A 26,692-nucleotide genomic window follows, 5' to 3' on the forward strand; every position below is an offset into this window, starting at 1 on the left:
GGAGCACATGAAGCAGGATCGGCGTGGGGGACACCGGACGTTCCTTTCTCGCCTCTGAAAAGCAGGCTGATCCGGATCAGGCTGCGACATGAGACAAACATGAGACAGTCGCGGGATACAGACGTCCAAGACGACTGATTCGCAGCATCGAGATGCGACACGAGCTGGGCGGATGCTCGTGGCATGGCAAGCGAGGAGATCAGCAGAGAACAGGAGCTGCGGCTCCTGGGCGCGTTGCGGGATGCGCTCGCGCGGCTGGGTCTCGGGGCTGAGATCAGTGAAGGGGTGGCGGGCCTGGCGATCGGGACGGCCATTCCGGGTGTGTACGTGTGGGTGTTCGTCAGTGCCTCCGGGCGGGTCTTCACCTGGCGGCGGGGCGACAGCAAGCACCCCACCACGGACGTGATGGGCGCGGCGGCTGAGATCGCCAAGTACGTGAGCTTGCAGAACGGCTATGCCAACGGAACGGCGGCGATCACCGGTGAATAACGGACAGGCCAAGCAGGATTCGCCATGCCGGGGGCGTGGCTGGAAGTGGGTGTCGGCGAGCCGAGGGCTGCTGGTGTGGCGGGGGCGCGGCGGTGGACCGGGACCGGAGCGTAAGCGGACGCCGTGTTCATGGTGCTCGCCTTCTCAGCGAGCTGAAGCGGCGTGATGGGCTGCGGGGCCGGTGGCGTGGCAGGTGGCCGGGCGCGGCACAGGGCCTCTTCCTGACCGGATCGTCCAGGGGAGGGAAAGACGGTCACCTTGCCGTGTCGTCGGTCCCGCGTCAAAGACGAGTCGGGAGCGGGACCTTGGGTTTTGAACGAGAGCGATTCAAGGCTGCGAACGTGGCCGGGACGTTCGGGCCTCGCCGGGTGCACCTGGCCGCGTTGGATGCCGAGCTGTGCCGGCGCCCCGGTCTGCTGTGTGGGCTGGTCGAACGGGACGGGCTGCGGGTGCTGCGGGTCATGAGGCAGGGAGCGGCGTCACACGCGGTCGAAGTGAGCTGCCGGGAAGAAGCCGGCGGCTGGGTGTTCACCTGGGCCGACACCGGAGGCGAAATCGGCCCGGTCAGCGATCCGGAGGCGGTGGCCGACCGGGTGACCGCAGCCCTGACCGGACGGGTGGTCCGATGACTGCGGCGGCCACGAGCCCGAGCAAGCCGTTCCCTCCTGCCGCTGCCATCGGCCCGGGTGGCCGGGTGAGGCCGGTTGCGGGGGATGTGGCGGTGCAGAGGTGGTATCTGCAGGCAGTGGTCCGGGTGTATGGGCCTTGGACGGTCTCCCAGACGATCAGCGCGCGGGAACGGGCGCTGGCGATCCGGCGGGTCCGCCACGCCACCGATGCCCTGGCCGACCTGGACGCCCGGTTCCCGGGTACCGCGTCGGGAACCGGGCGGGCAGAGGTGCATGATCACAGTGGGATGGTTCCGGTGACGCGGGACTGCCCACTGGCCTGCCTGGGCCTGTCGCGGCATGCGGCCAACCCGCTGCGGTCCCACCTGAGGGGCAGGGTGACGGTGGGCCAGGTGCTGCGGCTGTGGGAAGACAACGAACTCCAACACGTTCGTGGGTTGGGGCCGCGGCGGATCGGGGAGATCACCACGGCACTGATCGCGGCAGGGTTCGTTCTGACTCCTCACAGCCACGGCTGACCGCCCAGCACCGAGGGCGTGTTCTAGTGGTGTTGAGGCGAGCCGGTTGCTTGGGGCGGAGTCGGGGAGCGCGAGGTACTCGGGCTGTTGAGTGATCAGGTGGTCTTTATGACCGGGCGGTGGCACTTTCGTCTTCGCTGTCACCGTCCTGCGGGCACACCTGAAGGAGTTCGGCACGGCTCCCGATGGCCGGCTGTTCGCCACCTCGACCGGTGGTGTGATTCCCGCTTCCACGCTGTCGCGGGTCTGGGAGGAGGCGCGCAGGATCGGCCTGTCGCCCGAACAGCAGCTCTCGCCGCTGGCCGGCCGTCCCTACGATCTGCGGCACGCTTGCGCGACGCTGCTTCTGAACTCCGGTGTCCCGCCCAAGGAGGCGGCTCGGCGGCTGGGCCACAGCGTCGATGTGCTGTGGAAGGTCTACGCGGGCTGCATGGACGGGGATGAGGAGCGGATCAACCGGCTGATCGAACGGGCGTTGGCGGCGTGAGCGGGCCTGCGCTTCACGGGCTCCGGGGCATCCCGGAGCCCTTGTGTTTTCGGGGCTCTGACCTGCGGCGATGCCTTGAATCTCATCCCGCGTATATCCCGCGAACGGTGCTCCGGGCCTGCTCACGGTGGCACTCGGCTGCATACGCCGATCATGGGGGAGAAGTGAGAAAGCGCAGGCCAGAGGCTGTTTCGCCTGATCGTTTGAGCGCCCCCGGCAGGATTCGAACCTGCGACACACGGTTTAGGAAACCGTTGCTCTATCCCCTGAGCTACGGGGGCCCAACGCAGGTCAGAGCCTAGCGGACCCGCCCGGCTATCCGCTGCACGCGGCGGCCATTGCGCGCATATTGCCCCGTGTCCGGGTAGGCGCTCTGGCCGCTGACCGTCGTCCGGGTCCAGGGTACGCCGTCCGCTGCCTCTCCCGCGCGGGGTTATTGGCGTACCTGCCCGGGGCCCAGCGGGCTGGGAGCGGCGTCTCGGGCCGGTCGTATGGCCCCCGGGGCAGGGGGCATGGGTGACGGTTGCGGCGATCTCTGTCCGTTGTCTTGCCCGAAGGCTGGCGGTTTGCTTGATCGAGGAGGCCTCGTCTCATCGGTCAGGGCGGCTTCTGTTCGAGTTCGTGCCGTTCGGGGGAGTGCCGGGCCGATCCCCGACTTCCAGACCCTGATGCGGTCCTTCACGCTGATGGCGCGGTGATCATGAGTCTGCCGCGGTTGTCGCGGCGATGGCCGACCATTTCGGGCTGAGTGCGGAGGAGTGTGCGGAGCTGCTGCCCTCAGGCGGGCAGAAGCTGTTCAACAACCGGATCGCCTGGTCCATCACGCACATGGCCCAAGCCGGGCTGCTGGAGCGGCCTCGTCGAGGCGTCACCCGGATCACCGGCCGGGGACGGAAAGTCCTGGCCGAGCACCCGGACCGCGTGGACATGAAGGTGCTGAGCCGGTTCGCCGAGTACCGCGAGTTCCGCGCTCGCCGTCGCAGGCCCGCCGAGCCGGCCGGTGAGGCGGATCTGTCACCGGCGGACGCCTCTCCGTTGGAGCTGATCCCCCACTTGGTCGCCGAGGCGCACGCGGCACTGGCCGATGAGCTGGTCGAACGGCTTCGCGGGGCGCCCCCGGAGTTTCTGGGACGCTGCGTGGTGAAGCTGTTGTCCCGGATGGGTTACGGCGGCCCTGAGGGCGAGGTGCGCCGTCTCGGCGGCCCAGGATGAGGGTGTGGAGGGCCTGATCCGCCAGGACCCTCTCGGGTTGGACGTCGTCTACATCCATGCCAAACGCTATGCCGCCGACCGGATGGTGCGGCGTCCCGACGTCCAGGCCTTCGCCGGCGCGCTGCAGGGCGCTCAGGCTTCCCGGGGGATCTTCATCGCCACCACCGGTTTCTCCCCGGACGCCATCGACTTTGCGGAGAAGGTCCCTTCCCGGATCGTCCTGATCGACGGCCGGCGCCTGGGTGAACTCATGATCGTCTACGACTGTGGCGTCCAGGAAGCCCAAACCGTCACGATCAAGAAGATCGACGAGGACTTCTTCAGCGGCGAATGAGCCGGCCACGGGCTGCTGCTTCGCGGCATGACCTCGTGGCCGCTGAACGCCCCTGTCTGACCGGCCCTGTGTTCCGCTGCGCGACCCGAAGGCCGTGGAATGCCGGTTCCCGCGCATGGCGAGCGAGCTTCAGCAAGCGTTCGGCGGCTCTTCGGTCATACGGGACGTCCTCTGCCGCATGATGGCCCGGTGGCGAATCCCGCCCGGCGCGGCATGCTCTGACGGAAGAGGGACGGAATGACCGTTGTGGCGAAGCCGGACCGGTGGGCGGCGTCCAAGAGGTTCTTCGCGGCCGCCGCCGCTCCGACCTGCTTCGTCCTCGCTTTGCTGCTGTCGGCGTTCTTCATGCTCATCCTCCCCGGAGCGGTCATCTACACGGTCGTGTGGGGAGAACGGGCCGTGGCCACCATCGAGGCGTGCGAGCGGCGCCAGGTGCGTCACGACACCACGTACCTGGACTGCCGCGGCAGCTGGCGTTTCGCCGACGGCGCCCGGGGCTCCGGTCATGTCTCCGGGGTCGGCGGGGACGACATCGGGCGGGAGGTCCCGGTGCGGGTGGGGCCGCTCGGCCCGTACGCCGGTGGCCTGGGCCGTTCGCGGCACGCGCTGATCCCCGGGGCGCTCATGTGGGCGGTGAGTCTGCCGGTGGCGGGGATCGCCCTTTGCTTCCTTGTCCGGGCACGGGCCCGGGCACGGCGAGTGCTCGCCGAAGTCGGCGAGGCGGACGGCCTGATGGGGCGGCGCCGGTTCCGCGACGGACACGGCCGGACGCTGCTGAGATTTCGCGCTTCCTCCCGCCCGCCGATCGTCTTGAGCGGCGTGGAGTCCGCGCAGCGCGGAGGGCGACGATTCGCGACCTCGCGTCCCTTTGTCACCGCCCGTGTTCCCTCGGGCGGTGTCGCGTTCTTCATTGCGCGGCTGGCCGGGGGATTCGCGGTGTTCGATGCCGATGGCAGGCCGGCATTGGTGGTGCGCGGGAGCAGCGTCTCCCCGCCCCGGCTGGAGATCTTGGCACCTGATCGGACCCCGCTCGGCCGGATCGTCCCCCACCCGGGCGGCGAGGACCGGCCCGGTGTCGCCTTCGCACTGATCACAGAGGGGGACGGGGAGACGGCGGCGGTCGTCGTGGCGAAGTTCCTGCGCTGGGCCGTGGTGTTCTGCGGGGATCCGCCCGAGCCCTTGCGCCAGGCGGCGACGGCGTTCGCGTTCGAGGCGCTGCGCCTGACCAGATGAGCTCGAAGGGGGAGGCGCCCCGCGCCCGGAACGTGGAGATCTTCGGCTCGAGGGCGGCCGGATCGCCGTGGGCGCCCCTGGAGGGACGCTCGCAGGTCGGTCCCTTCCGGCGGCAAGCCGCCATTCGGTGAGCCGCCGGACGTGCTGCAGGAAGATTTGCCGAGCGCTCCTTCGGCGACGCCGTTGAATCCCTTGGCCCGGCCCGCCGGCTCGAGAGCGACCAGTGAACCTTTTCAACACGACGTTCCCGCAGGTGGGGACGGGGGCCTCGCAATCAGGAACGGCGCCGTGACTTCGGATACCGCCGGGGCTCCCGTCTCCGGCACCCAGGACCACGTGTTGAAAAAGGTTCAGTGGATGGTGCACGACCGCTGGTGGGGAGTCGCGCTCGGCGGTGCATGGACGCATGCGGCACAGCAGGCCGCGTCCGTGCCGCTCAATGAGGAACGCGACTGATCGACGCGGACTCCGAGGAGGAGAGGAGCGCCTTGGGAAAACCCTGCTCTCTCCCGTGAACGGCAAGAGTCGGCGCAGGTGCTCACCTACTGGAGCCGATGCCAATGGGATGGTCGTCGCTCGATTCCATCCGAAGCAACAGGGCTCTGAGCGCTGGGACGCTCGTCCAAGTGTGTGGTGAGGCGCTGGACGGGCCGTTGCGAGCGGGTGAGCGTCCGGCACGGGGAAGTGCGGAACGAGGAAAGAACTGGGAGCGGACACAACGGGTGGCGGCGGAGACGAGGAGCCCGTGGCTGCGGGATCGGCGGATGAGCAGTCGTTGTGTGTCCGCTGACAACAGTGGGGAAGCGGATGCGGATGGGATGAGTGTTGCGAATATGGGCTGATCGATACCCTGTCTGCCGTGGCGGGACGGCATCGTGGACGAAGCGCCGGCAGCCGGTGGTTCCGAAGCAGACGGGGAGCCGGGGTGCTCGGCGGGTCCCTGGCCGTTCTCGGGCTGCTGGCGGGGGCCGTGGCGCTGTCGGGGTCCGACGACCGGCCGCGGCGTGGACCGCAGGGCGCGGCCATGGGGGTGCAGGGGAGAACGGCCGAGCCGTGGACGGGGACCCCGGAGGCGCACCCGACGTTCGGCAAGTACGTGCCGCCGCGGCCGGTGGGGACTGCGGCGCAGCCGGAACCGAAGCCGAAGGCCAAGACGCCCGTGCCGTCCGCGTCGGCGTCCATGCCCCCTGCGAAGCCGTCGAGGCCGAAGGAAAGTCCCCGGCCTCGGCCCCGGCGGTCGGCCAAGCCGGATCGCCCTGAATGTCCGGATAGTTGGCGTTACAACCCCTTCATGCGTCGCTGGTGCGAACATCGGGGTTATCACGCGGATTGACGTCGGTTGTGCCTGGTCGAGGAGGCAACCTGTAGTAGCGTTCCTGCGATTCCACTTCCCGGTTCCCGGAGGACACGCAGGTGCTGATCCAGCGATCAGCGGCGCTGGGCGCGGCTTTTCTGGTGGTGACGCTGCTCGCGGTGCTCTGCGCTCCGCAGGGTTGGGTGCCGGCGGCGGCCGCCCGGAGCGCGACCGACCCCGTCGAACGGCTTCGCCGTGAGGCCGACAAGGCACGCGAAGACCTGGAGAAGGCCACCAAGAAGTGGGAGAGCGGCAAGAAGGAGCTGGCCAAGTCCCAGGAGAAGCTGCGCAGGACCCTGCAGGAGCTGGGCAAGGCCGAGGCGGAGCTGAACCGGATCCGGGCCCCGCTCGCCCAGCTGGCGAACACCGTCTACCAGAACCCGGGCTCTACCGGGATGCTGGGGCTCTTGAACGGCGGTGACTCGATGGCCTCGCTGCGCATGACGGCGGATTTGGCGCACATCGCCATGGGGCAGCAGAAACTGATCCAGCGGGCCGACGAGCTGCAGGAGCGGTACGAGAAGCTGGCCTCCACCGCCCAGGAGCTGCAGTCGCGCAACGCCGTCGAGCAGACCCGGCTGCAGCAGCAGATCCAAGCGCTCAAGCAGCGGTCCGCCGAGCTGACCGCGCAGCTCACCGCCATGCTCGACCAGCTTGACGTCAGCAGGGAAAGACGGCTGCTGCTGAGCTGCCCGGAGGATCTGGTCGCCGACGCGCGCAGGTACCCGAACGGGCTGATCCCCTCCAAGTACCTGTGCCCCCTGCCGCAGAAGGGGGAGTATTTGCGAGCCGACGCCGCCAGGGCCTTCTACCAGCTGAACACGGCCTACAGGAAACGGTTCGGACGGGACATCTGCGTCACGGACTCTTACCGGAGCCTGAGCGAGCAACAACAGATCTACTACCGGCGCCCGGGGTTCGCCGCGATTCCCGGACGCAGCAACCACGGGCTGGGCACGGCGGTGGACCTGTGCGGCGGCGTGCAGATCTCCGGTTCGGTCCAGTTCAACTGGATGGAGGCCAACTCCCGCAAGTACGGCTGGTTCCACCCGAGCTGGGCCTACAGCAATCCCTTCGAACCCTGGCACTGGGAGTTCGGCTCCGAGCACTGAGGTTTTCTCAACGAGCTGGTGCCGCCGAAAGGAGACATCGGCCCGCAGGCCGCGGCGCATGAGCGCCGATGAAGACCAGGAGAAGAGCGAGGCGACCCGCGCACGCCGTCGCCACCGGGGATGAAGGGCCACCGGAGCGGTCGGGCGTGAGGGTGAGCGGCGGGGCCTGGCGGGCATTGCGCTGGATGAAAGGCCACCGGAGCGGTCGGGCGTGCCTTCGCCCCGGTGGAGGGCGATACGGCGCAGCCCCTAAGAGAACCTCGGTGAGTTCCTTCGCGGAAGGCTCGCCGCGAGGTGCGTTTTGCGCACGGAAAGCGGTGCAGAGCCGTCAAGTAGTAGGGCAGGATGACGCCTCTTCGGTCGTGGGCACCGCCGAGAACGACGGCTTGCAGCACCGGCAAGGGGCGGTACCCGGCGGTATGCGGGACCAAGGCGGTTGACTGCGGGGACGTTCACCGGCACCACGGCGGGCGCACCGCCGTCCCGGTGGGGCGTGGGTTGCGCCGTCTCGGTGCGAAGACTGCGGCGGACGCCCCTCTGCCAGGTGCTCTGCGGCTTTCGCGAAACGGGCTGCTTGGCAGCCTCATACGGCCCTCCTCAAAGAGGACGCAGGCGTTCGTGTGCGGATGGGATGCGCCCGGGTCGCGAGCTCAGCCGGTGGCCGGTTCGACCTCCGAAGTGCAGAACCGGCAGCGGGTGGCGCGCAGCGGGATGTCGCTCAGGCAATGTGGGCACTCACGCTCGGTCGCCTCCTCCCGGCGCTGCATGAGGAGCAGCAGCTTGCCCATCGGCAGGACGACGAAGAAGTAGACCACCGCGGCGATGATCAGGAAGGAGATCGCCGAGGTGAGGAACACCCCGTAGGGGAACTTGGTGCCGTTGACGGTGAAAGAGAGGGACTGGTAGTCGGGCTGGCCGCCCAGCAGGGCGATGAGCGGGGTGATGAAGGCGGTGACGAAGCTGGTGATCAGTGCCCCGAACGCAGAACCGATGACGACCGCCACCGCGAGCTCGACCAGGTTTCCCCGCAGCAGGAACTTCTTGAAGCCTTTCATTGATGTCTCCGTGATTGTCGGACCTCTTGCGACGCGCGTCCCATCCGCCCGGCGCAATGGCGGTGCAGCCGGGGCCGCCCGGTCGAGGGAGACGGGAAGTGGCCTCGGATTCTCGCGGAGGCTATCTGACAGGGGGCGTCAGGGCGTGCTGAAAAGGGCCGTCCTGGCTGATCTTGGGTGAACCTCTATCGCCGGCGAGCCGAAGGGCGGATCAGCTTGTGACGATCGTTACGGAGAGCCGTGCGCCCGAGGCTCCGGCCAGCACGGCGGCCTGCTCCCGCGTGGCGGCCACGACGACCAGGCCTCCCTCCTCGCCGGTTCGGGCGTCGTCCCGGAGCACCGCGAGCACCGGCAACGCCGCCGCCACCAGCCGTGCCGGCGGGAACCCCACCGGGATCGGATGCGATCCGCCGGCATCGGAGCGGCCGGCCGGCCGGTTCCCGCCAGGGGACCTTCGGGCGGCCACCGGGCTGACCTGCCGGGCAGGGCTCCCGGCTGGGTGAAGCGCTCCGGCGGGCTTGGAACCGTCTGCGCCTCCCCCGGCCGGATGAGCCCTCATGGCAGATCCGTCTTGGCCGGAGGCGAGCGGGACCGGAACAGGTGAGCCCGGCGTGGACGGCGGTCCGGATAGAGCTGGTCCGCTCCCATCTGAGGGTGCGAAGGACGGCGCCGTTCGGGAGGGGGAGCCGGGGGAGGGTGAACCGCTCGGGTTTGCTGTGGGCGGGTCCGAGTCGGAGGCGTCCGAGCCGGAGGACTTTGATTCGGAGGAGGGGGAGCCGGAAGCGTCCGGAGATGAGGCGGAGCCGACCGGTGGCCGGGAGGAGAGGTCGCCGGTGCCGGGGGCAGGGGGATTCAGATCGTCCACGTTCAGATCGGCGATGCCGGAGCCGCCTGAGAACGCGGTGGCGAAGACATCGATGCGGTCTCCTGGGCGCAGCAGGCGAAGCGCGGCGGTGTCGGCCACACGGATCGGGGCGGCGACGGTGCCGGGCCCGTACCCCTTGAGCAGCCCGTCACCGACCAGGCGGGTGTCGGTGACGATCTCGCCTCGCCTCATCGGGCCGGCCAGGACCCGGCCGACGACACGGTCCCGCAGCGCTCCGTCGGGAACGGCGGCGGACGGCATCATGACGGGCCGTATGTCCTGCTCGCGCAGCTCGGTTCCGCCGGGAAGGTCACGGGCCGCGGTGAGGACCCGCACGCCGGCCGGGGCGGGCGGGTGGACGGCGGCCAGGCCGAACGCCACCGACAGGGCGGCGAGGACGGCCGCGACCAGACGGCGGTGACGCTTTAAACGCATGACGACGGCCCGAGTGGTGCGTTGAGAGGCCGTGTTCGCGTGCTTCATCGCGTTCTCCTTTCGGCGAGATTCTTCGGTGAACCGTTTTCGCCATGCCGTTCCCGCAGGCCGGAATGGGGCGCCGCACTCAGGGATGAGGCCGTGACCTGCGATGTCATGGCCTCGGAAACCGTCGAGGCTCCCGGAACCGCTTGGCGAAAAGGTCCGCGGAGGTTTTCTCAGCGAAGACGGAGCCCATCTCGTGACGCCCCTGACGGGGGCATGGCACGGTCGGCCAAATCCCGTCCTGACCGTGACAGCCCGCTCGGCGGGACACCAGGGCGTTGGGACAACCTCACTGCCGATACGGCTCTGGTGGGGCTCGGCCGTGAGTGTTCGCCGGTGAACCTTTTCTCAACACGTGGCCTTAAGCGCCGGAGACGAGGGCATCGACGATGCCCGGTGCCGTGGCGTCTCAGGTCACGGCATCGTTCTCAACTGCGATCCACCCATCTCGGCTCAGGGACGGTGCGCTGGCAGGGTTCGGTGGCGTTGTAGCGGTAACCGGGCCGGGGAAGACAGGCCCGGGGAAGAAGGAGCCGACCGAAGGCCAGGATGTTCCGAACCGGGACGCACAGGTCACCCATCACCACGCGGTTTCGGACGCGGGCAGCGGGAGTCCTCGGTGGCGCCCGCTGGGGGCGTCACAGTCGCCCTTGACTGTGAGGAACCCGCTTGGACCCGCAGGAACGGCGTGCTGAAAAGCCCTGCCCGGTGGGTGCGAAGCGGCCTTCCGCCCGGGGAGGGGTCAGGGCAGTTGCAGCGGGAGGTTCATGTCGTCCAGTGCGTGAGGGCAGGGGCAGTCGCGGTCGGCGGGGAGGGCCTCGACCACGGCGGTGACCAGGGAGCGCAGCCGGTTGACGTTCTTGGCGAAGACACGGAAGACCTCCTCCATGGTGACCCCTTCGCCTTCCTCGATGCCCGCGTCCAGGTCGGTGACGAGGCAGATCGGGGTGTAGCACAGGGCCAGTTCACGGGCCAGGACGGCCTCGGGGTGGCCGGTCATGCCGACCAGCGTCCAGCCCTGGGCGGCGTACCACTGCGACTCGGCGCGGGTGGAGAAACGGGGACCTTCGATGACGACGAGGGTGCCTCCGTCGACGGGCTCCCAGTCGGCCTTGCGCGCGGTGTCGAGGACGACCCGGCGGCCCACCGGGCAGTACGGGTCGGCGAAGGAGACATGGATGGCGCCGCCCTCTTCGTAGAAGGTCTGGACGCGCCCGTAGGTGCGGTCGACGAGCTGGTCGGGGACGGCGAGGGTGCCCGGACCGTACTGGGGCACCAGCGAGCCGACCGCGCTGGGGGCGAGCACCTGGCGGACGCCGAGGGAACGCAGCGCCCACAAGTTGGCGCGGTAGGGGATCTTGTGCGGGGGATAGCGGTGGTCGCGTCCATGCCGGGGGATGAAGGCGACCGTGCGGCCGGCGACCGTGCCGACCGCTATCGGGTCGCTCGGCGGACCGTAGGGGGTGTCGAGGCGGACCTCCTCGATGTCGTCCAGGAACGAATAGAAACCGGATCCGCCGATGACCCCGATCGTGGCGGTGGAGGTAGTCATGGCGCCGACCTTAACCAGCGGCCGGACCACACGGGAGCTTCCCCGCCGATTGTGGATAACCGCACGATCCGTGCGGAGCGCCGCTCTTGCGGCCGGCGGCGGACGAAAAGGCCCCCGCGAGCGGCGCCGGCACCGCTCGCGGGGGCAGGGACGCAGGTCAGGCGCGCTGCAGGACCCGCTGGGACTCCGGCTCATCCGGCCCGGCGGGGGGAGCGGCACGACCCAGGCGGCTGGGGAACCAGATGCGGCGGTCCAGGTCGTGGCACAGCGCCGGCAGGAGCAGGGACCGGACGACGAAGGTGTCCAGCAGCACCCCGAACGCCACCACGAAGCCCATCTCGACCATCATCACCAGCGGCAGGGTCAGCAGCGCGGCGAACGTGGCGGCCAGCACCAGGCCGGCGGAGGTGATCACGCCGCCGGTGACGGTCAGGCCGCGCAGCACGCCGCGGCGGGTGCCCAGGGTCTGCGACTCCTCGCGGACCCGGTGCATCAGGAAGATGTTGTAGTCCACGCCCAGCGCCACCAGGAAGATGAACGCCAGCAGCGGGAATCCCGGGTCGGTGCCCTCGAAGCCGAAGAGGTGCGTGAAGACCAGCCCGCTGACGCCCAGGGTGGCCAGGAACGACAGCAGCACGGTGCCCATCATCAGCAGCGGCGCCACCAGCGCCCGCAGCAGCGCCACCAGGATGCCCAGCACCACCACCAGCACGATCGGGATGATCACCAGGTTGTCGCGGACGGCGGCCCGGTTGATGTCCACGGTGGTGGCGGTGACGCCGCCGACCTTGGCGTCGGCCCCGGGGACGGCGTGCACCGCCTCGCGCAGCCGGTCGATGGTGCGCTGAGCGGCCTTGCTGTCGGCGGGGTCGGCCAAGGTCACCTCGTAGCGGACCAGGCCGCCGGCGGTGACCGGCGCACTGACCTCGGCCACGCCCCGCGTCTCGGCGATCGCCGCGTCCAGCAGCCCGGAGGCGGCGGCATCGCCGATGACGATCGCCGGGTTCCCCGCACCCGCCGGGTAGTGCCGGGCGAGCGCTTCGGCACCGGCGATCGAGTCCGGCTTGCCGACGAACTGGCCGGCGTCTGAGACGCCCTCGGCCTTGAACGAGCCGAGGCCGAAGGCCGCCCCCACCAGGACGAGCGAGATCACCGCGGCCAGCATCCGGGGGCGCCGGCCCACCAGGCGGGCGATGCCCGACCAGAAGCCGTGCTCGGTCTCATACGCCTCAGGCGCCAGGTATTTGGCGTCGTAGCGGGGGATCAGCGGCCAAAACAGCCACCGGCCGAAGATGACCAGCAGCGCGGGCAGCAGCGTGGTCATGGCCAGCAGCGCGGTGACCACTCCGGCGGCGGCGACCGGGCCCAGCCCGGCGGTGGAGTTCAGGTCGGCGGCCACCAGGCACAGCAGCCCCAGGCTGACGGTCCCGGCGGAGGCCACGATGGCCGGGCCGGCGCGGTGCAGCGCGAACGCCATGGCCTCGTGCCGGTCGCGGTGGCGGTGCAGTTCCTCGCGGTAGCGGGCGACCAGCAGCAGCGCATAGTCGGTGGCCACCCCGAACACCAGCACGGTCAAGATGCCGGCGCTTTGGCCGTTGACGGTCAACCCGGCGTGCTTGGCCAGCAGGTAGACCAGGCCCTGCGCCAGGCCGAGGGCGGCCAGCGCGCTCAGCACCGGGATCAGCCACAGCACCGGGCTGCGGTAGATGAGCAGCAGCAGCACGATCACCACGGACCCGGCGGCCAGCAGCAGGAAGCCGTCGATGGTCTCGAACACCTTGATCATGTCGCTGCCGGCGCCGGCCGGGCCGGTCACGTGCGCGGTCAGGCCCGGCGGGCCGCGCTTGACCAGTTCCCGGGCCTCTTCGACGGCCTTGACCTGGTCGGCGTCCTCCAGCGGGAGGAGGGTCTGCAGCGCCTTGCCGTCCTTGGCGGGGATGGGGCCTTGGGGCTGCCGCGCGCCCGGCAGCCGGCTCAGCGGCCCCAGGTCGGCCTGCGCCTTGGCGTGGTCGGCGGCGGTGATCCCCGAGGGTCGCTCATAGACGATCACCGCCAGCGAGATCTCCTCGTCGCGGAAGCGTTTTTGCAGCTCGACGACCTGGGTGGACTCGGCGCCGCCCGGCAGCCATGCGGCGGCGTCGTTCTTTTCCACCTCCGACAGCCGGCCCGCCAGCGGGCCGACCAGCGCCAGCAGCACGATCCACAGGGCCAGCACGGCCCACTTCGCCCTGCCGCCGACGGGCAGCGCGGCGAGCCGGGCCCACCGTCCCTGGGGCGGCGTCTGACCTGGTGCGGTCATGATGTCCCCCATTTGAGATATGTCGTGTCTATGGGCAGCAGACTGTCTCGGCTTCGGAGGTATGTCAAGTAATATCTCGAAGAAGCGAGGGGTGAGCCGCCTCACCCGGCGCCCTCCCACGGTCCGCCTCGGCCGTGCCGGGGACTCCACCGGCATGCGGAACGCGCCGCCCGGGAACCTGCCGCATGAGTCGATGGTCGGGCGGCGGGAACGGGTGTGCATCGTCCCGCAGACGGGGATGGCGGCTGCGCCCCGGGAGGGAGACGACGGCGAGGCGGTCCACCCTGGGGAGGAGACCGCCTTCGCTCCGACCGCCAGGCCTTACCGATTTTTCTGCAGGCCGAAATGCTGAATCAATCCCATGAGCCGGGATGAGGCGAGCCTCCCATTGTTGAGGAATTTTTCGGCCTCCAAGAGCCCACCTCGAAAGAAGTGGGATGCACGGAGAAGAAGCGTCCGCATGCAGCGGTCTTTGCCTCTTGAGCCCGTGCGGACGCGCATGCACAAGGCCCCGGTGACCCTCTTCGTCACCGGGGCCTATATGAACGTGCCCGGACGGCCGCAGCAGGCCTTTCCGCATGCGTAGCTTCAGGTCTTGGGACGCCGGGACCCATGAATTCGGCGTCGCCTCATGTCACGGCATTGTTGCCCATGGCGATGCGCTCGTCTCGGCTGTGAGACGAGGGCACGGAAAAGCACGGCGCGGCGTCCGCGGCCGGGTGTCCTGCGGCCGTGCCCTCAGGACCTCCGGTCGCCGTCCAAGACGGATGAGGCGGGCGGCGGTGGAGGAGCACCCCAAGCCTCGCGTTCCAAGACCGCCGGTCCGGCCGGCACCGGACCCCGAAAGCCCGCGGGCGCGTGGCGCCGATGCCGTTCCGGAAGGCCCGAGCGGCCGGGCAGAGGTGATCGTCCGTCCGCCCGCAGGGGACCTGGACGGACGAGATCAGGCGACCTTGGAGCCGGAGTCGGAGGAGGACGACGTGCCGGAGCTGCTCGAGGAGTCGGACTTGCTCGAAGAGTCGGACTTGGCGGACGAGGAACTCGACTTGCCGCCGCCGCTGCGGCTGTCGGTCCGGTAGAAACCGCTGCCCTTGAAGATGATCCCGGCCGCGGAGAAGACCTTGCGCAGCCGGCCCTTGCACGACGGGCACTCGGTCAGCGGGTCGTCGCTGAACTTCTGCACGACCTCGAGGCGCTCGCTGCAGTCGGTGCACACGTACTCATACGTCGGCACGGGTCTCCTCCTTGCCGCCACAGCCCGCGGAAGATCCGCAGACTGGCACTCTCATGACACGACTGCTAATAGTACTGCTCACGCAACCCCGCACATCCCATCGGCCCGGCTGCCCTCCGCCGAAGGGGCGCTTCCGCCACAGCGCCCATGAGGGCCGCCTGACCAGGAGAAACCCGCTCCGATGCGGGGGGAGGGGGACCTGCGTGCCCCCGTCCGCAAGGGCGACGGGCCGCAACCGGCCGGACGCTGAGATCCGGCCCGCTCCCTGCGTCCGGCATGCGGCGGCCGCACCCGCGCCACCGGAAATGTGATGTCAGTCACCTTTTTCGCCGAACCATCCGGCCAGCTTGCCGCGGCGGCTGACGGCCCGCAGCCGCCGTTCGGTGGCCTCGCGCACATCGGCGGTGGCCACGACCAGCAGCACGTCCCCGCCGCGCAGCACGGTGGTCGGCCCGGGGACGAAACTGCGGCCGTCGCGCACGATGAGGGTGATGGACGCCTTGGCGGGCAGCCGCAGCTCGAAGATCTCCACCCCGCTGAGCGCCGAGTCCTCCGGGATGCGGACCTGCAGCAGATCGGCCTGCAACTGCTCCAGGGGGGCGGCCTCGACGTCCAGGTCCTGGGCCTCGCCCTCGGCGGAGATGCGCAGCGCGCGGGCCACCGGCGGCAGGGTGGGGGCCTGCAGCAGGGTGAAGACCACCACGATCACGAAGACCAGCGCGAACAGCCGGTCGGCGCCGGGCACCCCCTCTGACAGCGGCACGGTGGCGAACACCACCGGCACCGCCCCGCGCAGCCCGGCCCAGGACAGGAAGATCCGCTCCTTGCGGGAGACCCCGAAGCCCAGCGTGGAGGCCCACACCGACAGCGGCCGGGCCACCAGCACCAGCACCGACCCGGCCACCAGCGCCGGGATCACCTGGGCGGGCAGATCCGACGGCTCGGCCACCAGCCCCAGCATCACGAACAGCCCGATCTGCGCCAGCCACGCGATGCCCTCGGCGAAACCGCGGGTGGCCGGCCGGTGCGGCAGCCGGGCGTTCCCCAGCGCCAGGGCGCACAGGTAGCAGGCCATGAAGCCGCTGGAGTGGATCAGCGTGGCCGCCCCATAGGAGCCGACCGCCAGCGACATCACCGCGATCGGGTACAGGCCCGAGGCCGGCAGCGCGGCCCGCCGCAGCGCGAAGATCCCCAGCCAGGCCGTCACCAGTCCCACCGCGGCCCCGGCCGCCAGCTCGTAGGCCATCAGCGGGACCACCAGCCACGGCCCGGGCCCGTGCGCGTCGGTGGTGCTCAGCAGCACGACGATGAGGATGACGGGGGCGTCGTTGAAGCCGGACTCGGCCTCCAGGATCCCGGCCAGCCGGTGCGGGATCGGCAGCCGCCGCAGCACCGAGAACACCGCCGCCGCGTCCGTGGGCGCCAGCACCGTGCCCAGCAGGAACGCCAGCCGCCAGTCCAGCCCCAGCAGCCAGTGCGCGGCCACCCCCACCACCGCGATGCTGACGCCGATCCCCACGGTCGCCAGCGCCAGCGCCACCGGGACGGCGGGTTTGACGTGGCGCCAGCTGGTGGTCAGGCCGCCCTCGACCAGGATCAGCACCAGCGCGGCCCAGCCCAGCGTCTGCGCCAGTTCCGCGTCGTGGAACTCGATGCCGATCCCCGGCAGGCCCAGCAGCAGCCCCAGGCCCAGGTAGGCCAGCAGGCTGGGCAGCCCTATCCGGTGGGAGATCCGTACCGCGATGATCGCGCACAGCACCAGCGCGGCCCCGACCAGCAGCCATATGTCGAGCCGCACATTCCACCCTTTGCGTCTCGTCCGAGTGATTCGTGTAGGGATCCTACAGAGAGAGTCGGGTAACTGCGCACATACGGTTAACTCAAAGCGGCGCGGCGGCACGCAACGGCACCGCCGCGCCGACCATCGCGGGCTTCCCCGCCTCACCGCGCTCACCTGGGACGAGGTCCCGGCGGCGAAGGAACCGGCCCCCGGCCTCCAGAAGGGCTCAGGAAAAGCGCACCAGCCCCTGCGAAGGGGTCACGACGGCCTTCAGCCGCTGGTCGTGCGGCTCGGCGGGAAGCTCATCGACCAGCTCGTGGTCGTACACCAGCCCCACCGTGAGGATCCCCGGCTCCACCCGGGCCAGCGCCCGGTCATAGGAACCGGCGCCCCGGCCCAGCCGCACCCCCGTGCGGTCCACCGCCAGCGCCGGGACCAGCACCACGTCCGCCGCCTTGATCGCCTCGCGGCCGCGCGACGGCTCGGTCGGCTCCAGCATCCCCGCCGACCCCGGCCGGGACGCCGGGGCCATCGAGTCCGGGCCCTCATAAGAGGCCCAATCCAGATCGCCGTCCGGCAGCAGCCGCGGCAACAGCACATACGTTCCGCGCTTCCACAACGCGAAAATCAGGCGGTGGGTCTCCGGCTCACTGCCGAACGACATGTAGGCGGCCACCGAGGCGGCCATCTCCACCTCCGGCAGCCCGAGCAGTTCGTCGCGCAATGCCCGGCCGGCGGCGGCCCGTTCACTTTCGTCCAAAGCGGCGCGGGCGGCCAGAAACCGCCTGCGGAGCTTAGATTTCGACTCGGTATTCTGCACGCTGGGGTCCTCACAAAGCGGTTAGGGTCTGTTCATGCCTGACATGAAACCTGTGACGAAGGCCGTCGTCCCTGCGGCCGGCCTCGGTACCCGATTCTTGCCCGCCACCAAGGCCACCCCCAAGGAGATGCTGCCCATCGTCGACAAACCGGCGATCCAGTACGTGGTCGAAGAAGCGGTGGCCGCGGGGTTGACCGATGTGCTGATGATCACAGGGCGCAGCAAACGTTCTATTGAAGACCATTTCGATAGGGCTTACGAACTTGAGGAGGCGCTGCGCGCCAAGGGCGACGAGGAGCGGCTGGCCTCCGTCCGGCAGTCCAGCGAGCTGGCCACCATCCACTATGTGCGGCAGGGCGACCCCAAAGGGCTCGGCCACGCGGTCTACTGCGCACGCCAGCACGTGGGAGACGAGCCGTTCGCGGTGCTGCTCGGCGACGACATGATCGACGCGCGGGACGCCCTGCTGACCCGCATGATCGAAGTCCGCCGGCGGTACGGCGGCAGCGTGGTGGCGTTGATGGAGGTCGAGCCCGACCAGGTCTCCGCCTACGGGTGCGCGGCCATCGAGCCGACCGATTCGGAAGACACCGTGCGCATCACCGACCTGGTCGAAAAGCCCCCCGCCGACCAGGCCCCCAGCCGGTGGATCATCATCGGCCGCTACGTCTGCGACCCGGCCGTCTTCGATGTGCTGGAGAAGACCCCGCCCGGCCGCGGCGGCGAGATCCAGCTGACCGACGCCCTGCTGACCCTCGCCCACATGCCCGCCGACCAGGGCGGCGGGGTGCACGGCGTACTGTTCCGGGGACGGCGCTACGACACCGGCAACAAGCTGGAGTACCTGCGCACCGTGGTGCAGTTCGCCTCCGAACGGGAAGACCTGGCACCGGAGTTCATGCCCTGGCTTCGGGAGTTCGTCAACAAGCACGGCTCGTGAACGATCACTTCGATTCCCACGCCCACCGGCCGCGGCCGCAGGAGCTGCGGTCGGTGGACGAGCACCTCGACCAGATCCTCAAGACGGTGCCGCTGCTGGCACCGCTCGACCTGGCGCTGCCGGAGGCGCAGGGGGCCGTGCTGGCCGAACCGGTGTCCGCACCGGTCCCCCTGCCGCCGTTCGACAACTCCGCCATGGACGGGTACGCGGTGGTGGCGGCGGACGTGGCCGCCGCCTCACCGGCCGCCCCGGTCACCCTGTCGGTGATCGGGGACGTGACCGCCGGCGACACCGGCATCTGCGCGATCCGCCCCGGTCTGTGCACCCGCATCATGACCGGGGCGCCCATCCCCGCCGGAGCCGACGCCGTCGTCCCCGTGGAGTGGACCGACGGCGGCACCGTCACCGTCCGCATCACCCGCCCCGTCCCTCCCGGCCGGCACATCCGCCGGGCCGGGGAGGACGTCCGGGCCGGGCAGGTGGTGCTGCAGCCGGGCGTGCGGCTGGGCGCCACGCAGCTGGGCATGCTCGCCGCGCTCGGCCGCGCCCGGGTCAGCGCCCGCCCCAAACCGCGGGTGGTCGTGCTGTCCACCGGGGACGAGCTGCGCGAGCCGGGCACCACGCTGGCCCCCGGCCAGATCTGGGACTCCAACGGCTTCATGCTGACCGCCGCCGTGAACGAGGCCGGCGGGGTCGGCTTCCGGGAGACCTCCCTGGCCGACGCCCCGGAAGAGGTGCTGACGGCGCTGCGGGAACAGCTGACCCGCGCCGATGCGATCATCACCACCGGCGGGGTGTCGATGGGCGCCCGGGACGTGGTCAAAGAGGCGCTGAGCGGCACCCTGACCTTCGCCAAGGTGGCGATGCGCCCCGGCAAGCCCCAGGGCTTCGGGCTGCTGGACGGCGTCCCCGTCTTCACCCTGCCCGGCAACCCCGTCAGCGCCTACGTCTCCTTCCAGGTGTTCGTGCGCCCGGCGCTGCAGGCCATGCAGGGACTGCCGCCCCAGCCGCCGCCGACCGTCACCGCCGCGCTCACCGAGGACGTCCGCTCCCCGGCCGGGCTGCGCCACTACCTGCGCGCCCGCCTGACGCACGGCCCGCAAGGGCTGTCGGCCGTCCCCGCCCAGGCGCAAGGATCGCACCAGATGAGCGCCCTGGCCTCGGCCGACGCACTGATCGTGGTCCCGGAGGAACGCGACGTTCTGCGGGCGGGGGAAGTGGTGGAGGTCTGGCCTCTGCCACGATGAGACTCCGCAAGATCCGCATCGACTCCGAAAGCCACGATGAGAGCGCGTCAGCATTTCTCCGTCCCCGCAGGGACGTCCCGGAAAGGCAGGGGACGCCGAGGTGAATGAGCCCGCATCCCCGCAGGGGTTCTCGCACCTGGACGAGTCCGGCCGGGCGCACATGGTCGACGTCTCGGCCAAGGAGGTGACCGCCCGCACCGCCACCGCCAGTGGCTTCGTCCGCCTGTCACCCGAATGCGTGGCGACCCTGCGCGCCGGGGACGTCCCCAAGGGGGACGCGCTGGCGGTGGCCCGCATCGCCGGCATCCAGGCCGCCAAACGCACCCCCGACCTGGTGCCGCTGTGCCACCCCATCGCCATCCACGGCGTCCGCGTCGACCTGGACGTCCGCGACGAGGGCGTGGCGATCGAGGCCCGCGTCCGCACCGCCGACCGGACCGGGGTGGAGATGGAGGCGCTCACCTCGGTCACCGTGGCCGCCCTGACGCTGATCGACATGGTCAAGGCCATCGACCCGGCCGCCACGATCACCGACGTGCGCGTCGAGGAGAAGACCGGCGGCAAGAGCGGCACCTGGCGGAGACCGGCATGATCCGGGCGATGGCGGTGACGGTCTCCAACCGGGCCGCGGCGGGCGTCTACCCCGACCGGTCCGGGCCGCTGCTGGCCGAGCTGCTGGCCGAACTGGGCTGCCGGGTCGACGGCCCGGTGGTCGTCCCCGACGGCGAACCGGTCGCCGAGGTCCTGTCGCAGGCGGTGGCGGCCGGCTACGACGTGGTGGTCACCACCGGCGGCACCGGGCTGACCCCCACCGACCGGACCCCCGAGATGACCCGGAGGGTGATCGAACGGGAGGTCCCCGGAATCGCCGAGGCCATCCGGCTGCAGGGCCGCGACAAAGTGCCCACCGCGATCCTGTCGCGCGGGCTGGCCGGGATCGCCGGGCGCACCCTGATCGTCAACCTGCCGGGCTCCACCGGCGGGGTCCGCGACGGAATGGCGGTGCTGGGACCGGTGCTGGTGCACGCCGTCGAGCAGATCGCCGGCGGCGACCACCGGCGAACCGATGATTCACCCGTCACCAATTGATGACCTCAGCCAATGGCGCCGGCACATCCGGCGAGGGATTATTGAGGATGTGGAACACTTGCGAGGTTGGCCGGTCACCTTGACCGAAGGGCCGGTCGGCCTTCGGCCGTTGCGGATGCGGGACGCGGCCCGATGGCGGGATCTGCGCGTCAGAAATGCCGACTGGCTGCGTCCGTGGGAACCGACCAACCCGGAGACGCCGCTGTTCCGGACCGGGTTGGGACCGTACCTGAGCATGGTGCACACCATGCGCCGGGAGGCCCGGCAGGGGCTCGCGCTGCCCTGGGTGGTCACCTACGAGGGCGAGTTCGTGGGACAGCTCACCATCGGCGCCATCGTGTGGGGTTCGGCCAGGTCGGCGCAGATCGGCTACTGGATCGACCGCCAGGTCGCCGGGCGCGGGGTGATCCCCACCGCAGTGGCCATGGCCGTCGACCACTGCTTCTTCACCGTCGGGCTGCACCGGCTGGAAGCCAATATCCGCCCCGAGAACACCGCCAGTCGCCGTGTGGTGGAAAAGCTGGGTTTCCGTGAAGAAGGAATTCGCCGCCGCCAGCTGCACATCGACGGAGCCTGGCGTGACCACATCTGTTACGCCCTCACCGTCGAGGACGTGCCCGGCGGACTGCGTTCCCGCTGGCAGGCCACCATGAAGCAGACTTTCCCCCGATCTTCTTCCTGACCGTGGATTTCCTACGACACAGAAAGCGCCGGTAAACGGCGGGCAACGGCGTTCGCGATCTCGCGACACACCGCCTCTTATGCTCGTCAAGCGCTGACAGTGAGTCCTACCGTGCGGGACGTGAACATGCGCGCGCCAACGGTCAGCCCGCGTCCTTGGCGTGCAGTCGAGGAGGGCCCTTGAGCAGCACCCTCCTCTACCTCGCCATCGTCGCGGTCTGGGCCGTGGTCCTCGTCCCCATGTGGCTGCGCCGCGACAACGACGGGTTTTCCCGCATCCTCCACAAGCGTCCCGAGCCCATCGACGAGCTCGACCTGGACGAGCCCGACCTGGAGGACCCCGCCGTGGAGGAGGACGACTCCTCACCCTACGACGAGCCCGCGCCGGTCCCGCCGCCACCCCCGCCCCCGGTGCGCCGCCGCTCCGGCCGCGCCGCGGTGATCGCTCGCCGCCGCCGCCGCACGTTCGGCCTCACCCTCCTGCTGATCGCCGCCATCGCCGTCACCGCCACCGCCCGCGCCCCCTGGTGGACCGCCCTGCCCGCCGCCGTCCTCCTGGCCTGCCACCTGGCCCTGCTGCGCGTGGCCGCCGGCATGGACGCCGCCCGCCGCCGGGCCGAGGCCCGTGCCCGCGCCCGCGCCGCCGCGGCCCGCCACGCCCGCCGCACCGCCCCTCCCGCCCACCACGCCGAGGTCATCGACCTGCCCGCCGGCCGCGAGGTCTTCGACCAGCACGCCGACGAACGCCGCGCCGTCGGCGACTGACCCGATATCGGTGCGCGAAGCACTCCCGGAGTTTGCTAATCTTGCGGAGTCATTGTTTGGGGCTGTAGCGCAGTCCGGTAGCGCACCTCGTTCGCATCGAGGGGGTCAGGGGTTCAAATCCCCTCAGCTCCACCGCAGGTCAGAGGCCGGTTCCGACTCCCGGAACCGGCCTCTTGCACTGTCTGGTGTCCGTTTTGGGAGCGGATTTGGGAGGGGGCCGGGGCCTCCCAGCCGCTCGGTGGCCTGCTGCACCCACCGGTACACCGTGCACGCTCACCGACAGCCGTCCTGGATACTCGTCAGATCCGCCGTACCGCCCATGGCCCGAGCCGCTCCGGCAACCTGCGATCCGCCCGGTAGGCGTCCAATGCGCGGCCGACCGGACAGGCCACCCGCTTCGCTGGCGTTGAACCGGGTGATCCAGCGTCGCACCGTACTCGGATCGCCCCTCAAAAGCACGGCGATCTGCGCTGCCGGCGACCCGTGCAGCGACGACAGCCCCGGCATCGCCCGCGCGACCGGCGGATCTGGGAGTCAGAGCGGTTGGCGAACACGCCGAGCGGACGCATACCGACCACGACCTCACCGGGTGGGATGGACGCTGGGGGTGCAACTTCGATGCACCCCCATCGGTGCGCTGTCAGCGTCCTTAGGCTGCGGTGACCTGGTTCCGGGTTAGGTGCAGAACTTCTAGATAGGCGCTTAAACCAGGGGCAAAGGCTGCAGCCGCGGTGCAGGCTGCGGTCCTCAGGGGCATAGGCTCCCTTTCAGGCGGGCACCATCGCTCGGAATAAAAGCGGGAACGGCGCGCGGGATGTCCGACGCGTCGGTCTCGGCAGCACAGCGAGGGATTCGCACGGCCACTGTTAGCGAATCCCGTCCGCACCGTTGGGGCTGGCTGACAATGAGCGGCAGAGGACGACAGACCCCGGCGGCTTTTGACAGCAGGTCCCGGCTTGGGCCGGTGGCCGCCGAAGTGAAGGCGCAGCTCATGGGTTATGAGACCACCCCGGTGGTGCGGGCGCGGTTGCGGGCCGAACGCAAGCGGCGGCGTTGGGATCCGGCTCGGCTGGCCCGGGAGATGCCGGCGGTGATGGACGACACTCAGCGTCCGACTGTTGCGAGCCTGGCCCGCAGTGTCGAGCGGTGGGAGAAGGGGCAGGTCACCCGGACCACCGAGCGGTACCGGCTGGTGTACGCCGAGGTGTTCGGCATCCCGGAAAACGATCTGTTCGGCCTGGCTGTGGCCGAGGCGGTCAAGGCATGCCCTTGCGGGAAGACCTCGATCAGCTTTCCGAGCAGCAGAAGACTTCGATCGGCAGCGCATTGGTTCCCGACATGAACGAAGACCGCCGGCACTTCCTGGCATCACTCGGACTGCTCGGCCTCGGCGGCACCTCCCACGTCGAGGCGCTCGAGCACCTGCGGGCCGCCTTCACCCAGGCGCTGCCCGGTGATCACCGCGTCGAGGACTGGGAAGAGATCGCCTGGGAACACGGGCTCGCTTACCTGACCAGCCCTCCGGAGGAGGTGGTCCTGCCGAACCTGGCCGCCGACCTCACCGCGATTCAGGCCGCCATCCGGCAGGCCTCCGATGAGGCCCTCCGGCGGAGGCTGTGCTCACCGGGCGGCAGGCTCGCCGCGCTGGTGGCGATGACGACCGGCGCTTTGGGTGATCACCGTCAGGCCCGTGACTGGTGGGCCGCCGCACGTCATGCAGCCGACGCATCCGGCGACCGGGACCTGCAGGTATGGGTGCGCGGTTATGAGGCGATGAGCAGTCTGTATGCGCGGCGGCCTTTGAAGGTGGTCCTCAAGCGCGCCGAGGAGGCCATCGCCATCGCGGGAGACCGGCGTCCCGGCGCCGCCGTGCTGGAGGCCATGGCCGCTCGCGCTCAGGCCCTCGCGATCGGAGGCGACCGTGCCGCCGCTGAGAAGACCGTGACGGCCATGAACCGGCTGTTCGAGGCGTTGCCCGCGTCCTCCGCCGATGATCGGCTGTCGGTCACAGCGTGGCCGGAGACCGCTCTGCGGCACACCCAGACGTTCGTGTTCACCCACACCGGCCACATGCGCGCCGCCGATCAGGCGGCGGCCGCCGCGCTCTCGCTGTATCCGGACTCCATGCCTCGCCAGCGCGCCCAGATCCGCCTGCTGCAGGCCGTCGCCCTGGCCCGGCAAGGCGATGTCCGGGCCGCCTTGCAGCACGCCCATCAGACCCTGGACGGTTTGAACGCCGACCAGCAGACCACCGGGATCCGGCGGGTGGCGGCCATGGTCGCCGATGCCGCCCCTGCCGGGCGTGCCCACGCCGCGGCGGTCGCCGAGTATCGCGAACGGCTGGCGTTGCCGGCCACGGGTTCCTGGATGTGACATGCCGGACGTCACCTGGGCGCGCCTGGACGGGTTTGAAGCCATCGAACTGCTGGAAGAGTGCGCCGACCTGTATGTGCAGGTGTATGCGGAGCCGCCCTACAACGGCGCGCCCAAGTTCAGCCGGGACCGCTTCCTGTCCCGCACTCGCCGGCAGATGACCTCCGCGGGGTTCACCATGGTGACCGCTCGCCGGGACGGTGTTCTCGTCGGCTTCGCCTTCGGGTTTTCCATGGCGGCGGGAAGCTGGTGGGCCAACGCCTCCCCGTGCTTAAGGGAGGACCACCTCTCTAGCGCCCTGCCTTTGCGGCGGGACGTTCGTCTTCCCGGCCGGCTGGGGCGTGTCGGTGGATGTCCGTGACTGCCGGCTGGATTAGCCGGCACACGCAGGGTTTCACTGGACGTGATCGTTCACTTACGAGTCCGTTGCCGTGGGCGTCTTGTCCGGGGTGTAGCCGACTCGCCTCAGTTCCTTCGCAAGAAAGGGAGCAGCATGAGCGTCCTGACCCATCAGCCCGTCCGGTCCGCAGGCAGGAGTCCTCGTGAGTTGATCCCCGCCTGGGCGTGGGATCTGCTGGCAGCGGACTTCCGCAAGGCCCACCACACCACTCACGCCTACACCGACCGGGCCCTGGGCCAGTGGCTGATCTACATGACCGCCGCCGGGAAGATCCTGCGAGCCGCCCGCCGGGACCCGGCCGCCTATGTTCGGATCGTGCCGACCCCGCCGGTGGACGCGGTGTGGCACACGGCGCTGCAGCGCACCGAGGTGTACCTTCCCTTGAGCCTGGCCTTGGCGGGCACGATGATCCACCACCGGCCCGTGATGGACGACGACATCCGCTCCGGCGCGGCGCTGGCCCGCACCATCCCGCACCTTCAGGCCACCGGCTTTGCCGTGGACCGGGAGTTCTGGGATGACGAGGCCGCCGCTGGCTGCTGCCCGCCCGAATGCGCAGGCATGGGCGGCAGGGGCGGCTTGTCGGGCTGGGAGAAACACGGCCTGGGCCCGGACACACCATTGACCGTCCCGTTCTGACCGGCCCTCGAGGAAGTGCCCGTGCGCTGCGACTGGACCGACCTGCCCGGAGAAATACGAGAGGAGATCGAGGCCCGCACCGGCCCGGTCGGCTCGATCACCCCGGCGCCCGCCGGCGACCACGCCGACTTCGCGGCCACCGTGCACACCGCCGGCGGACGGACTTTCATCAAGGCCGCCCGCAAACTCGCCGGCAGGGACGGCCCGGAGGTCATGTCGCTGCGCCGTGAAGCGGCCGTCCTGCCGCACGTGGCGCGGTTCGCCCCCCGGCTGCTGTGGCAGGCGGAGGCCGGGGGATGGCTTGCCCTCGGTATTGAGCACATCGACGGTCGGCGGGCCGACTTCTCCCGGGGATCACCCGACCTGGAGGTGCTGGCGGAAACGGTTCACCACCTGCAGAGCACACCCTGTCCCAGTGCGGTGACGCTGTCGGCTGAGCGACGCTGGGGCAAGTTCACCGGCGAGGCGGGCTCGCTGTCCGGGGACACGCTTTTGCACACCGACCTGAACGAGGACAACTTCATCATCACCCCGGACGGCCGCGCCTATCTGGTGGACTGGGCGTTCACCACCCGCGGCGCGGCCTGGCTGGAGCCGATGATGCTGCTGCCATGGCTGATCGACGCAGGCCACAGCCCGCAGGAGGCCGAAGAGTGGGTCTGCCGGTTCCCGGCCTGGCTCCAGGCGCCGTCCGCCGCCATCGACATGTTCACCGCCGGGTTCGCCGCCTGGTGGCAGGACGCCGCCCGAACCCGGCCCGAGGCATGGATCGCACGCCGCGCCGACGTGGCAGGCCGGTGGGCGGCGCACCGGCTCAAGGGGCCGCCGGGCGAGGGCGGCCGAACAAGCCTCTGGATGGAGCCAGACCGCCATTGACGGTGTTTCGCCGAATTGGTGCTTTTCCGCCATGCGGCCCAAGAAGTCGGGAATAGAGGCTTCGAAGGTCTTCGGTACCAAGACGCCCCCGTCTCGCCCTGCGGAGACGATGCGTTGGGCCTTTTCAACACGCCGTTCCCCGCAAGTCGCATCCAGGGATGAGGCCGTGACCTGCAACGTCACGGCCTCGAACCCCTCAAGGCTCCCATCCCAGGCTCCAAGAGCACAT

27 protein-coding genes, 2 tRNA genes and 1 pseudogene are annotated in these 26,692 nt (G+C 70.1%); 21 read left to right on the forward strand and 9 right to left on the reverse strand.

What is annotated here, in order from left to right; translation table 11 throughout:
- Positions 1 to 183: 183 nt before the first annotated feature.
- The 4 genes from BUE48_RS04430 (at position 184) to BUE48_RS04445 (ending at position 2,123) form a co-directional block, all read left to right on the forward strand.
- Positions 184 to 489, forward strand: coding sequence for a hypothetical protein (locus BUE48_RS04430; RefSeq protein ID WP_286988972.1), 306 nt, complete (start codon positions 184 to 186; stop codon positions 487 to 489).
- 341 nt (positions 490 to 830) lie between these two features.
- On the forward strand, positions 831 to 1,118 hold the full coding sequence (locus tag BUE48_RS04435; protein ID WP_286988974.1) for a hypothetical protein: 288 nt from the start codon (positions 831 to 833) through the stop codon (positions 1,116 to 1,118).
- A gap of 92 nt (positions 1,119 to 1,210) precedes the next feature.
- The gene (locus BUE48_RS04440) at positions 1,211 to 1,636 is read left to right on the forward strand and encodes a hypothetical protein (RefSeq protein ID WP_286988975.1); all 426 of its coding nucleotides are present in this window, start codon (positions 1,211 to 1,213) and stop codon (positions 1,634 to 1,636) included.
- 193 nt (positions 1,637 to 1,829) lie between these two features.
- Positions 1,830 to 2,123, forward strand: coding sequence for a tyrosine-type recombinase/integrase (locus tag BUE48_RS04445; RefSeq protein WP_281055200.1), 294 nt, complete (start codon positions 1,830 to 1,832; stop codon positions 2,121 to 2,123).
- Positions 2,124 to 2,331: 208 nt separating this feature from the next.
- Here the strand turns inward: BUE48_RS04445 and BUE48_RS04450 are convergent.
- A tRNA-Arg gene (locus tag BUE48_RS04450) sits at positions 2,332 to 2,404 on the reverse strand.
- A gap of 430 nt (positions 2,405 to 2,834) precedes the next feature.
- Between BUE48_RS04450 and BUE48_RS04455 the strand changes: the two are divergent.
- The 5 genes and pseudogenes from BUE48_RS04455 to BUE48_RS04475 all read left to right on the forward strand — a co-directional run.
- Positions 2,835 to 3,335, forward strand: a pseudogene (locus BUE48_RS04455) (winged helix-turn-helix domain-containing protein); the annotation flags it as partial.
- A 4-nt stretch (positions 3,336 to 3,339) separates the two neighbouring features.
- Positions 3,340 to 3,669, forward strand: coding sequence for a restriction endonuclease (locus BUE48_RS04460; RefSeq protein WP_286988977.1), 330 nt, complete (start codon positions 3,340 to 3,342; stop codon positions 3,667 to 3,669).
- 237 nt (positions 3,670 to 3,906) lie between these two features.
- Positions 3,907 to 4,902 (forward strand): hypothetical protein, encoded by a 996-nt coding sequence (locus tag BUE48_RS04465; protein ID WP_286988979.1) that lies wholly within the window; start codon positions 3,907 to 3,909, stop codon positions 4,900 to 4,902.
- Positions 4,903 to 5,190: 288 nt separating this feature from the next.
- Positions 5,191 to 5,358, forward strand: coding sequence for a hypothetical protein (locus BUE48_RS04470; RefSeq protein WP_012851272.1), 168 nt, complete (start codon positions 5,191 to 5,193; stop codon positions 5,356 to 5,358).
- Between the two features lie 957 nt (positions 5,359 to 6,315).
- A complete protein-coding gene (locus tag BUE48_RS04475; RefSeq protein WP_012851273.1) occupies positions 6,316 to 7,368 on the forward strand; it encodes a M15 family metallopeptidase in 1,053 nt (350 codons plus the stop codon).
- A gap of 650 nt (positions 7,369 to 8,018) precedes the next feature.
- Here BUE48_RS04475 and mscL read toward each other — a convergent pair.
- From mscL to BUE48_RS04510, 7 genes are all read right to left on the reverse strand, one after another.
- Complete coding sequence (gene mscL, locus BUE48_RS04480; protein ID WP_286988982.1) at positions 8,019 to 8,423, reverse strand: large conductance mechanosensitive channel protein MscL; 405 nt, start codon at positions 8,421 to 8,423, stop codon at positions 8,019 to 8,021.
- 211 nt (positions 8,424 to 8,634) lie between these two features.
- Positions 8,635 to 9,771 carry an SAF domain-containing protein gene (locus BUE48_RS04485; protein ID WP_012851275.1) on the reverse strand — a complete coding sequence of 379 codons (1,137 nt, stop codon included), beginning with the start codon at positions 9,769 to 9,771 and terminating at the stop codon, positions 8,635 to 8,637.
- Positions 9,772 to 10,510: 739 nt separating this feature from the next.
- Complete coding sequence (locus BUE48_RS04490) at positions 10,511 to 11,320, reverse strand: S-methyl-5'-thioadenosine phosphorylase (protein ID WP_041440862.1); 810 nt, start codon at positions 11,318 to 11,320, stop codon at positions 10,511 to 10,513.
- Positions 11,321 to 11,477: 157 nt separating this feature from the next.
- Positions 11,478 to 13,619 (reverse strand): MMPL family transporter, encoded by a 2,142-nt coding sequence (locus tag BUE48_RS04495; RefSeq protein WP_286988985.1) that lies wholly within the window; start codon positions 13,617 to 13,619, stop codon positions 11,478 to 11,480.
- A gap of 943 nt (positions 13,620 to 14,562) precedes the next feature.
- Positions 14,563 to 14,853, reverse strand: coding sequence for an FmdB family zinc ribbon protein (locus BUE48_RS04500; RefSeq protein ID WP_286988987.1), 291 nt, complete (start codon positions 14,851 to 14,853; stop codon positions 14,563 to 14,565).
- Between the two features lie 313 nt (positions 14,854 to 15,166).
- Entirely contained in the window at positions 15,167 to 16,651 is a 1,485-nt protein-coding gene (locus BUE48_RS04505) for a potassium/proton antiporter (protein ID WP_286988989.1), read from the reverse strand.
- Between the two features lie 208 nt (positions 16,652 to 16,859).
- Entirely contained in the window at positions 16,860 to 17,453 is a 594-nt protein-coding gene (locus BUE48_RS04510) for a 5-formyltetrahydrofolate cyclo-ligase (protein ID WP_012851281.1), read from the reverse strand.
- A 34-nt stretch (positions 17,454 to 17,487) separates the two neighbouring features.
- On the opposite strand from BUE48_RS04510, the gene galU reads away from it, so the two are divergent.
- The 7 genes from galU to BUE48_RS04545 all read left to right on the forward strand — a co-directional run bounded on the left by galU (position 17,488) and on the right by BUE48_RS04545 (position 22,307).
- Positions 17,488 to 18,393 carry a UTP--glucose-1-phosphate uridylyltransferase GalU gene (gene galU, locus BUE48_RS04515; RefSeq protein ID WP_012851282.1) on the forward strand — a complete coding sequence of 302 codons (906 nt, stop codon included), beginning with the start codon at positions 17,488 to 17,490 and terminating at the stop codon, positions 18,391 to 18,393.
- Between the two features lie 44 nt (positions 18,394 to 18,437).
- On the forward strand, positions 18,438 to 19,640 hold the full coding sequence (gene glp / locus BUE48_RS04520) for a molybdotransferase-like divisome protein Glp (protein ID WP_041440869.1): 1,203 nt from the start codon (positions 18,438 to 18,440) through the stop codon (positions 19,638 to 19,640).
- A 100-nt stretch (positions 19,641 to 19,740) separates the two neighbouring features.
- Entirely contained in the window at positions 19,741 to 20,232 is a 492-nt protein-coding gene (gene moaC / locus BUE48_RS04525; RefSeq protein WP_012851284.1) for a cyclic pyranopterin monophosphate synthase MoaC, read from the forward strand.
- Complete coding sequence (locus BUE48_RS04530; RefSeq protein WP_012851285.1) at positions 20,229 to 20,729, forward strand: MogA/MoaB family molybdenum cofactor biosynthesis protein; 501 nt, start codon at positions 20,229 to 20,231, stop codon at positions 20,727 to 20,729. Before moaC ends, BUE48_RS04530 begins: the two co-directional genes overlap by 4 nt.
- A gap of 49 nt (positions 20,730 to 20,778) precedes the next feature.
- Positions 20,779 to 21,411: a GNAT family N-acetyltransferase gene (locus tag BUE48_RS04535; protein WP_245537048.1), complete on the forward strand. Its 633-nt coding sequence runs from the start codon at positions 20,779 to 20,781 to the stop codon at positions 21,409 to 21,411.
- 179 nt (positions 21,412 to 21,590) lie between these two features.
- The gene (gene sepX / locus BUE48_RS04540; protein ID WP_012851287.1) at positions 21,591 to 22,175 is read left to right on the forward strand and encodes a divisome protein SepX/GlpR; all 585 of its coding nucleotides are present in this window, start codon (positions 21,591 to 21,593) and stop codon (positions 22,173 to 22,175) included.
- Between the two features lie 58 nt (positions 22,176 to 22,233).
- Positions 22,234 to 22,307, forward strand: a tRNA-Ala gene (locus BUE48_RS04545).
- Between the two features lie 141 nt (positions 22,308 to 22,448).
- Here the strand turns inward: BUE48_RS04545 and BUE48_RS24460 are convergent.
- Positions 22,449 to 22,682 carry a helix-turn-helix domain-containing protein gene (locus tag BUE48_RS24460; RefSeq protein WP_353745270.1) on the reverse strand — a complete coding sequence of 78 codons (234 nt, stop codon included), beginning with the start codon at positions 22,680 to 22,682 and terminating at the stop codon, positions 22,449 to 22,451.
- Between the two features lie 457 nt (positions 22,683 to 23,139).
- Here BUE48_RS24460 and BUE48_RS04550 point away from each other — a divergent pair, with 457 nt between their 5' ends.
- The 5 genes from BUE48_RS04550 (at position 23,140) to BUE48_RS04570 (ending at position 26,463) form a co-directional block, all read left to right on the forward strand.
- Positions 23,140 to 23,517: a hypothetical protein gene (locus tag BUE48_RS04550; RefSeq protein ID WP_286988995.1), complete on the forward strand. Its 378-nt coding sequence runs from the start codon at positions 23,140 to 23,142 to the stop codon at positions 23,515 to 23,517.
- Complete coding sequence (locus tag BUE48_RS04555; protein ID WP_286988997.1) at positions 23,514 to 24,548, forward strand: NsdA family TPR-like regulatory protein; 1,035 nt, start codon at positions 23,514 to 23,516, stop codon at positions 24,546 to 24,548. The genes BUE48_RS04550 and BUE48_RS04555 overlap by 4 nt, the downstream gene beginning before the upstream one ends.
- Position 24,549: 1 nt before the next feature.
- A complete protein-coding gene (locus BUE48_RS04560) occupies positions 24,550 to 24,909 on the forward strand; it encodes a hypothetical protein (RefSeq protein ID WP_286988999.1) in 360 nt (119 codons plus the stop codon).
- A gap of 132 nt (positions 24,910 to 25,041) precedes the next feature.
- Positions 25,042 to 25,587, forward strand: coding sequence for a glycine-rich domain-containing protein (locus tag BUE48_RS04565; protein WP_286989000.1), 546 nt, complete (start codon positions 25,042 to 25,044; stop codon positions 25,585 to 25,587).
- A gap of 21 nt (positions 25,588 to 25,608) precedes the next feature.
- On the forward strand, positions 25,609 to 26,463 hold the full coding sequence (locus BUE48_RS04570; RefSeq protein WP_286989002.1) for a protein kinase family protein: 855 nt from the start codon (positions 25,609 to 25,611) through the stop codon (positions 26,461 to 26,463).
- Positions 26,464 to 26,692: the final 229 nt, after the last annotated feature.

The organism is Thermomonospora sp. CIF 1, assembly GCF_001896795.1.
GTDB classification, from domain to species: domain Bacteria; phylum Actinomycetota; class Actinomycetes; order Streptosporangiales; family Streptosporangiaceae; genus Thermomonospora; species Thermomonospora curvata.

Coding starts and splice junctions, on each gene's coding strand:
- BUE48_RS04430 (WP_286988972.1), top strand. CDS start 184: ATGGCAAGCGAGGAGATCAGCAGAGAACAGGAGCTGCGGCTCCTGGGC.
- BUE48_RS04465 (WP_286988979.1), top strand. CDS start 3,907: ATGACCGTTGTGGCGAAGCCGGACCGGTGGGCGGCGTCCAAGAGGTTC.
- mscL (WP_286988982.1), bottom strand. CDS start 8,423: ATGAAAGGCTTCAAGAAGTTCCTGCTGCGGGGAAACCTGGTCGAGCTC.
- BUE48_RS04485 (WP_012851275.1), bottom strand. CDS start 9,771: ATGAAGCACGCGAACACGGCCTCTCAACGCACCACTCGGGCCGTCGTC.
- BUE48_RS04490 (WP_041440862.1), bottom strand. CDS start 11,320: ATGACTACCTCCACCGCCACGATCGGGGTCATCGGCGGATCCGGTTTC.
- BUE48_RS04495 (WP_286988985.1), bottom strand. CDS start 13,619: ATGACCGCACCAGGTCAGACGCCGCCCCAGGGACGGTGGGCCCGGCTC.
- galU (WP_012851282.1), top strand. CDS start 17,488: ATGCCTGACATGAAACCTGTGACGAAGGCCGTCGTCCCTGCGGCCGGC.
- BUE48_RS04530 (WP_012851285.1), top strand. CDS start 20,229: ATGATCCGGGCGATGGCGGTGACGGTCTCCAACCGGGCCGCGGCGGGC.
- BUE48_RS24460 (WP_353745270.1), bottom strand. CDS start 22,682: ATGCCGGGGCTGTCGTCGCTGCACGGGTCGCCGGCAGCGCAGATCGCC.
- BUE48_RS04555 (WP_286988997.1), top strand. CDS start 23,514: ATGAACGAAGACCGCCGGCACTTCCTGGCATCACTCGGACTGCTCGGC.
- BUE48_RS04560 (WP_286988999.1), top strand. CDS start 24,550: ATGCCGGACGTCACCTGGGCGCGCCTGGACGGGTTTGAAGCCATCGAA.
- BUE48_RS04565 (WP_286989000.1), top strand. CDS start 25,042: ATGAGCGTCCTGACCCATCAGCCCGTCCGGTCCGCAGGCAGGAGTCCT.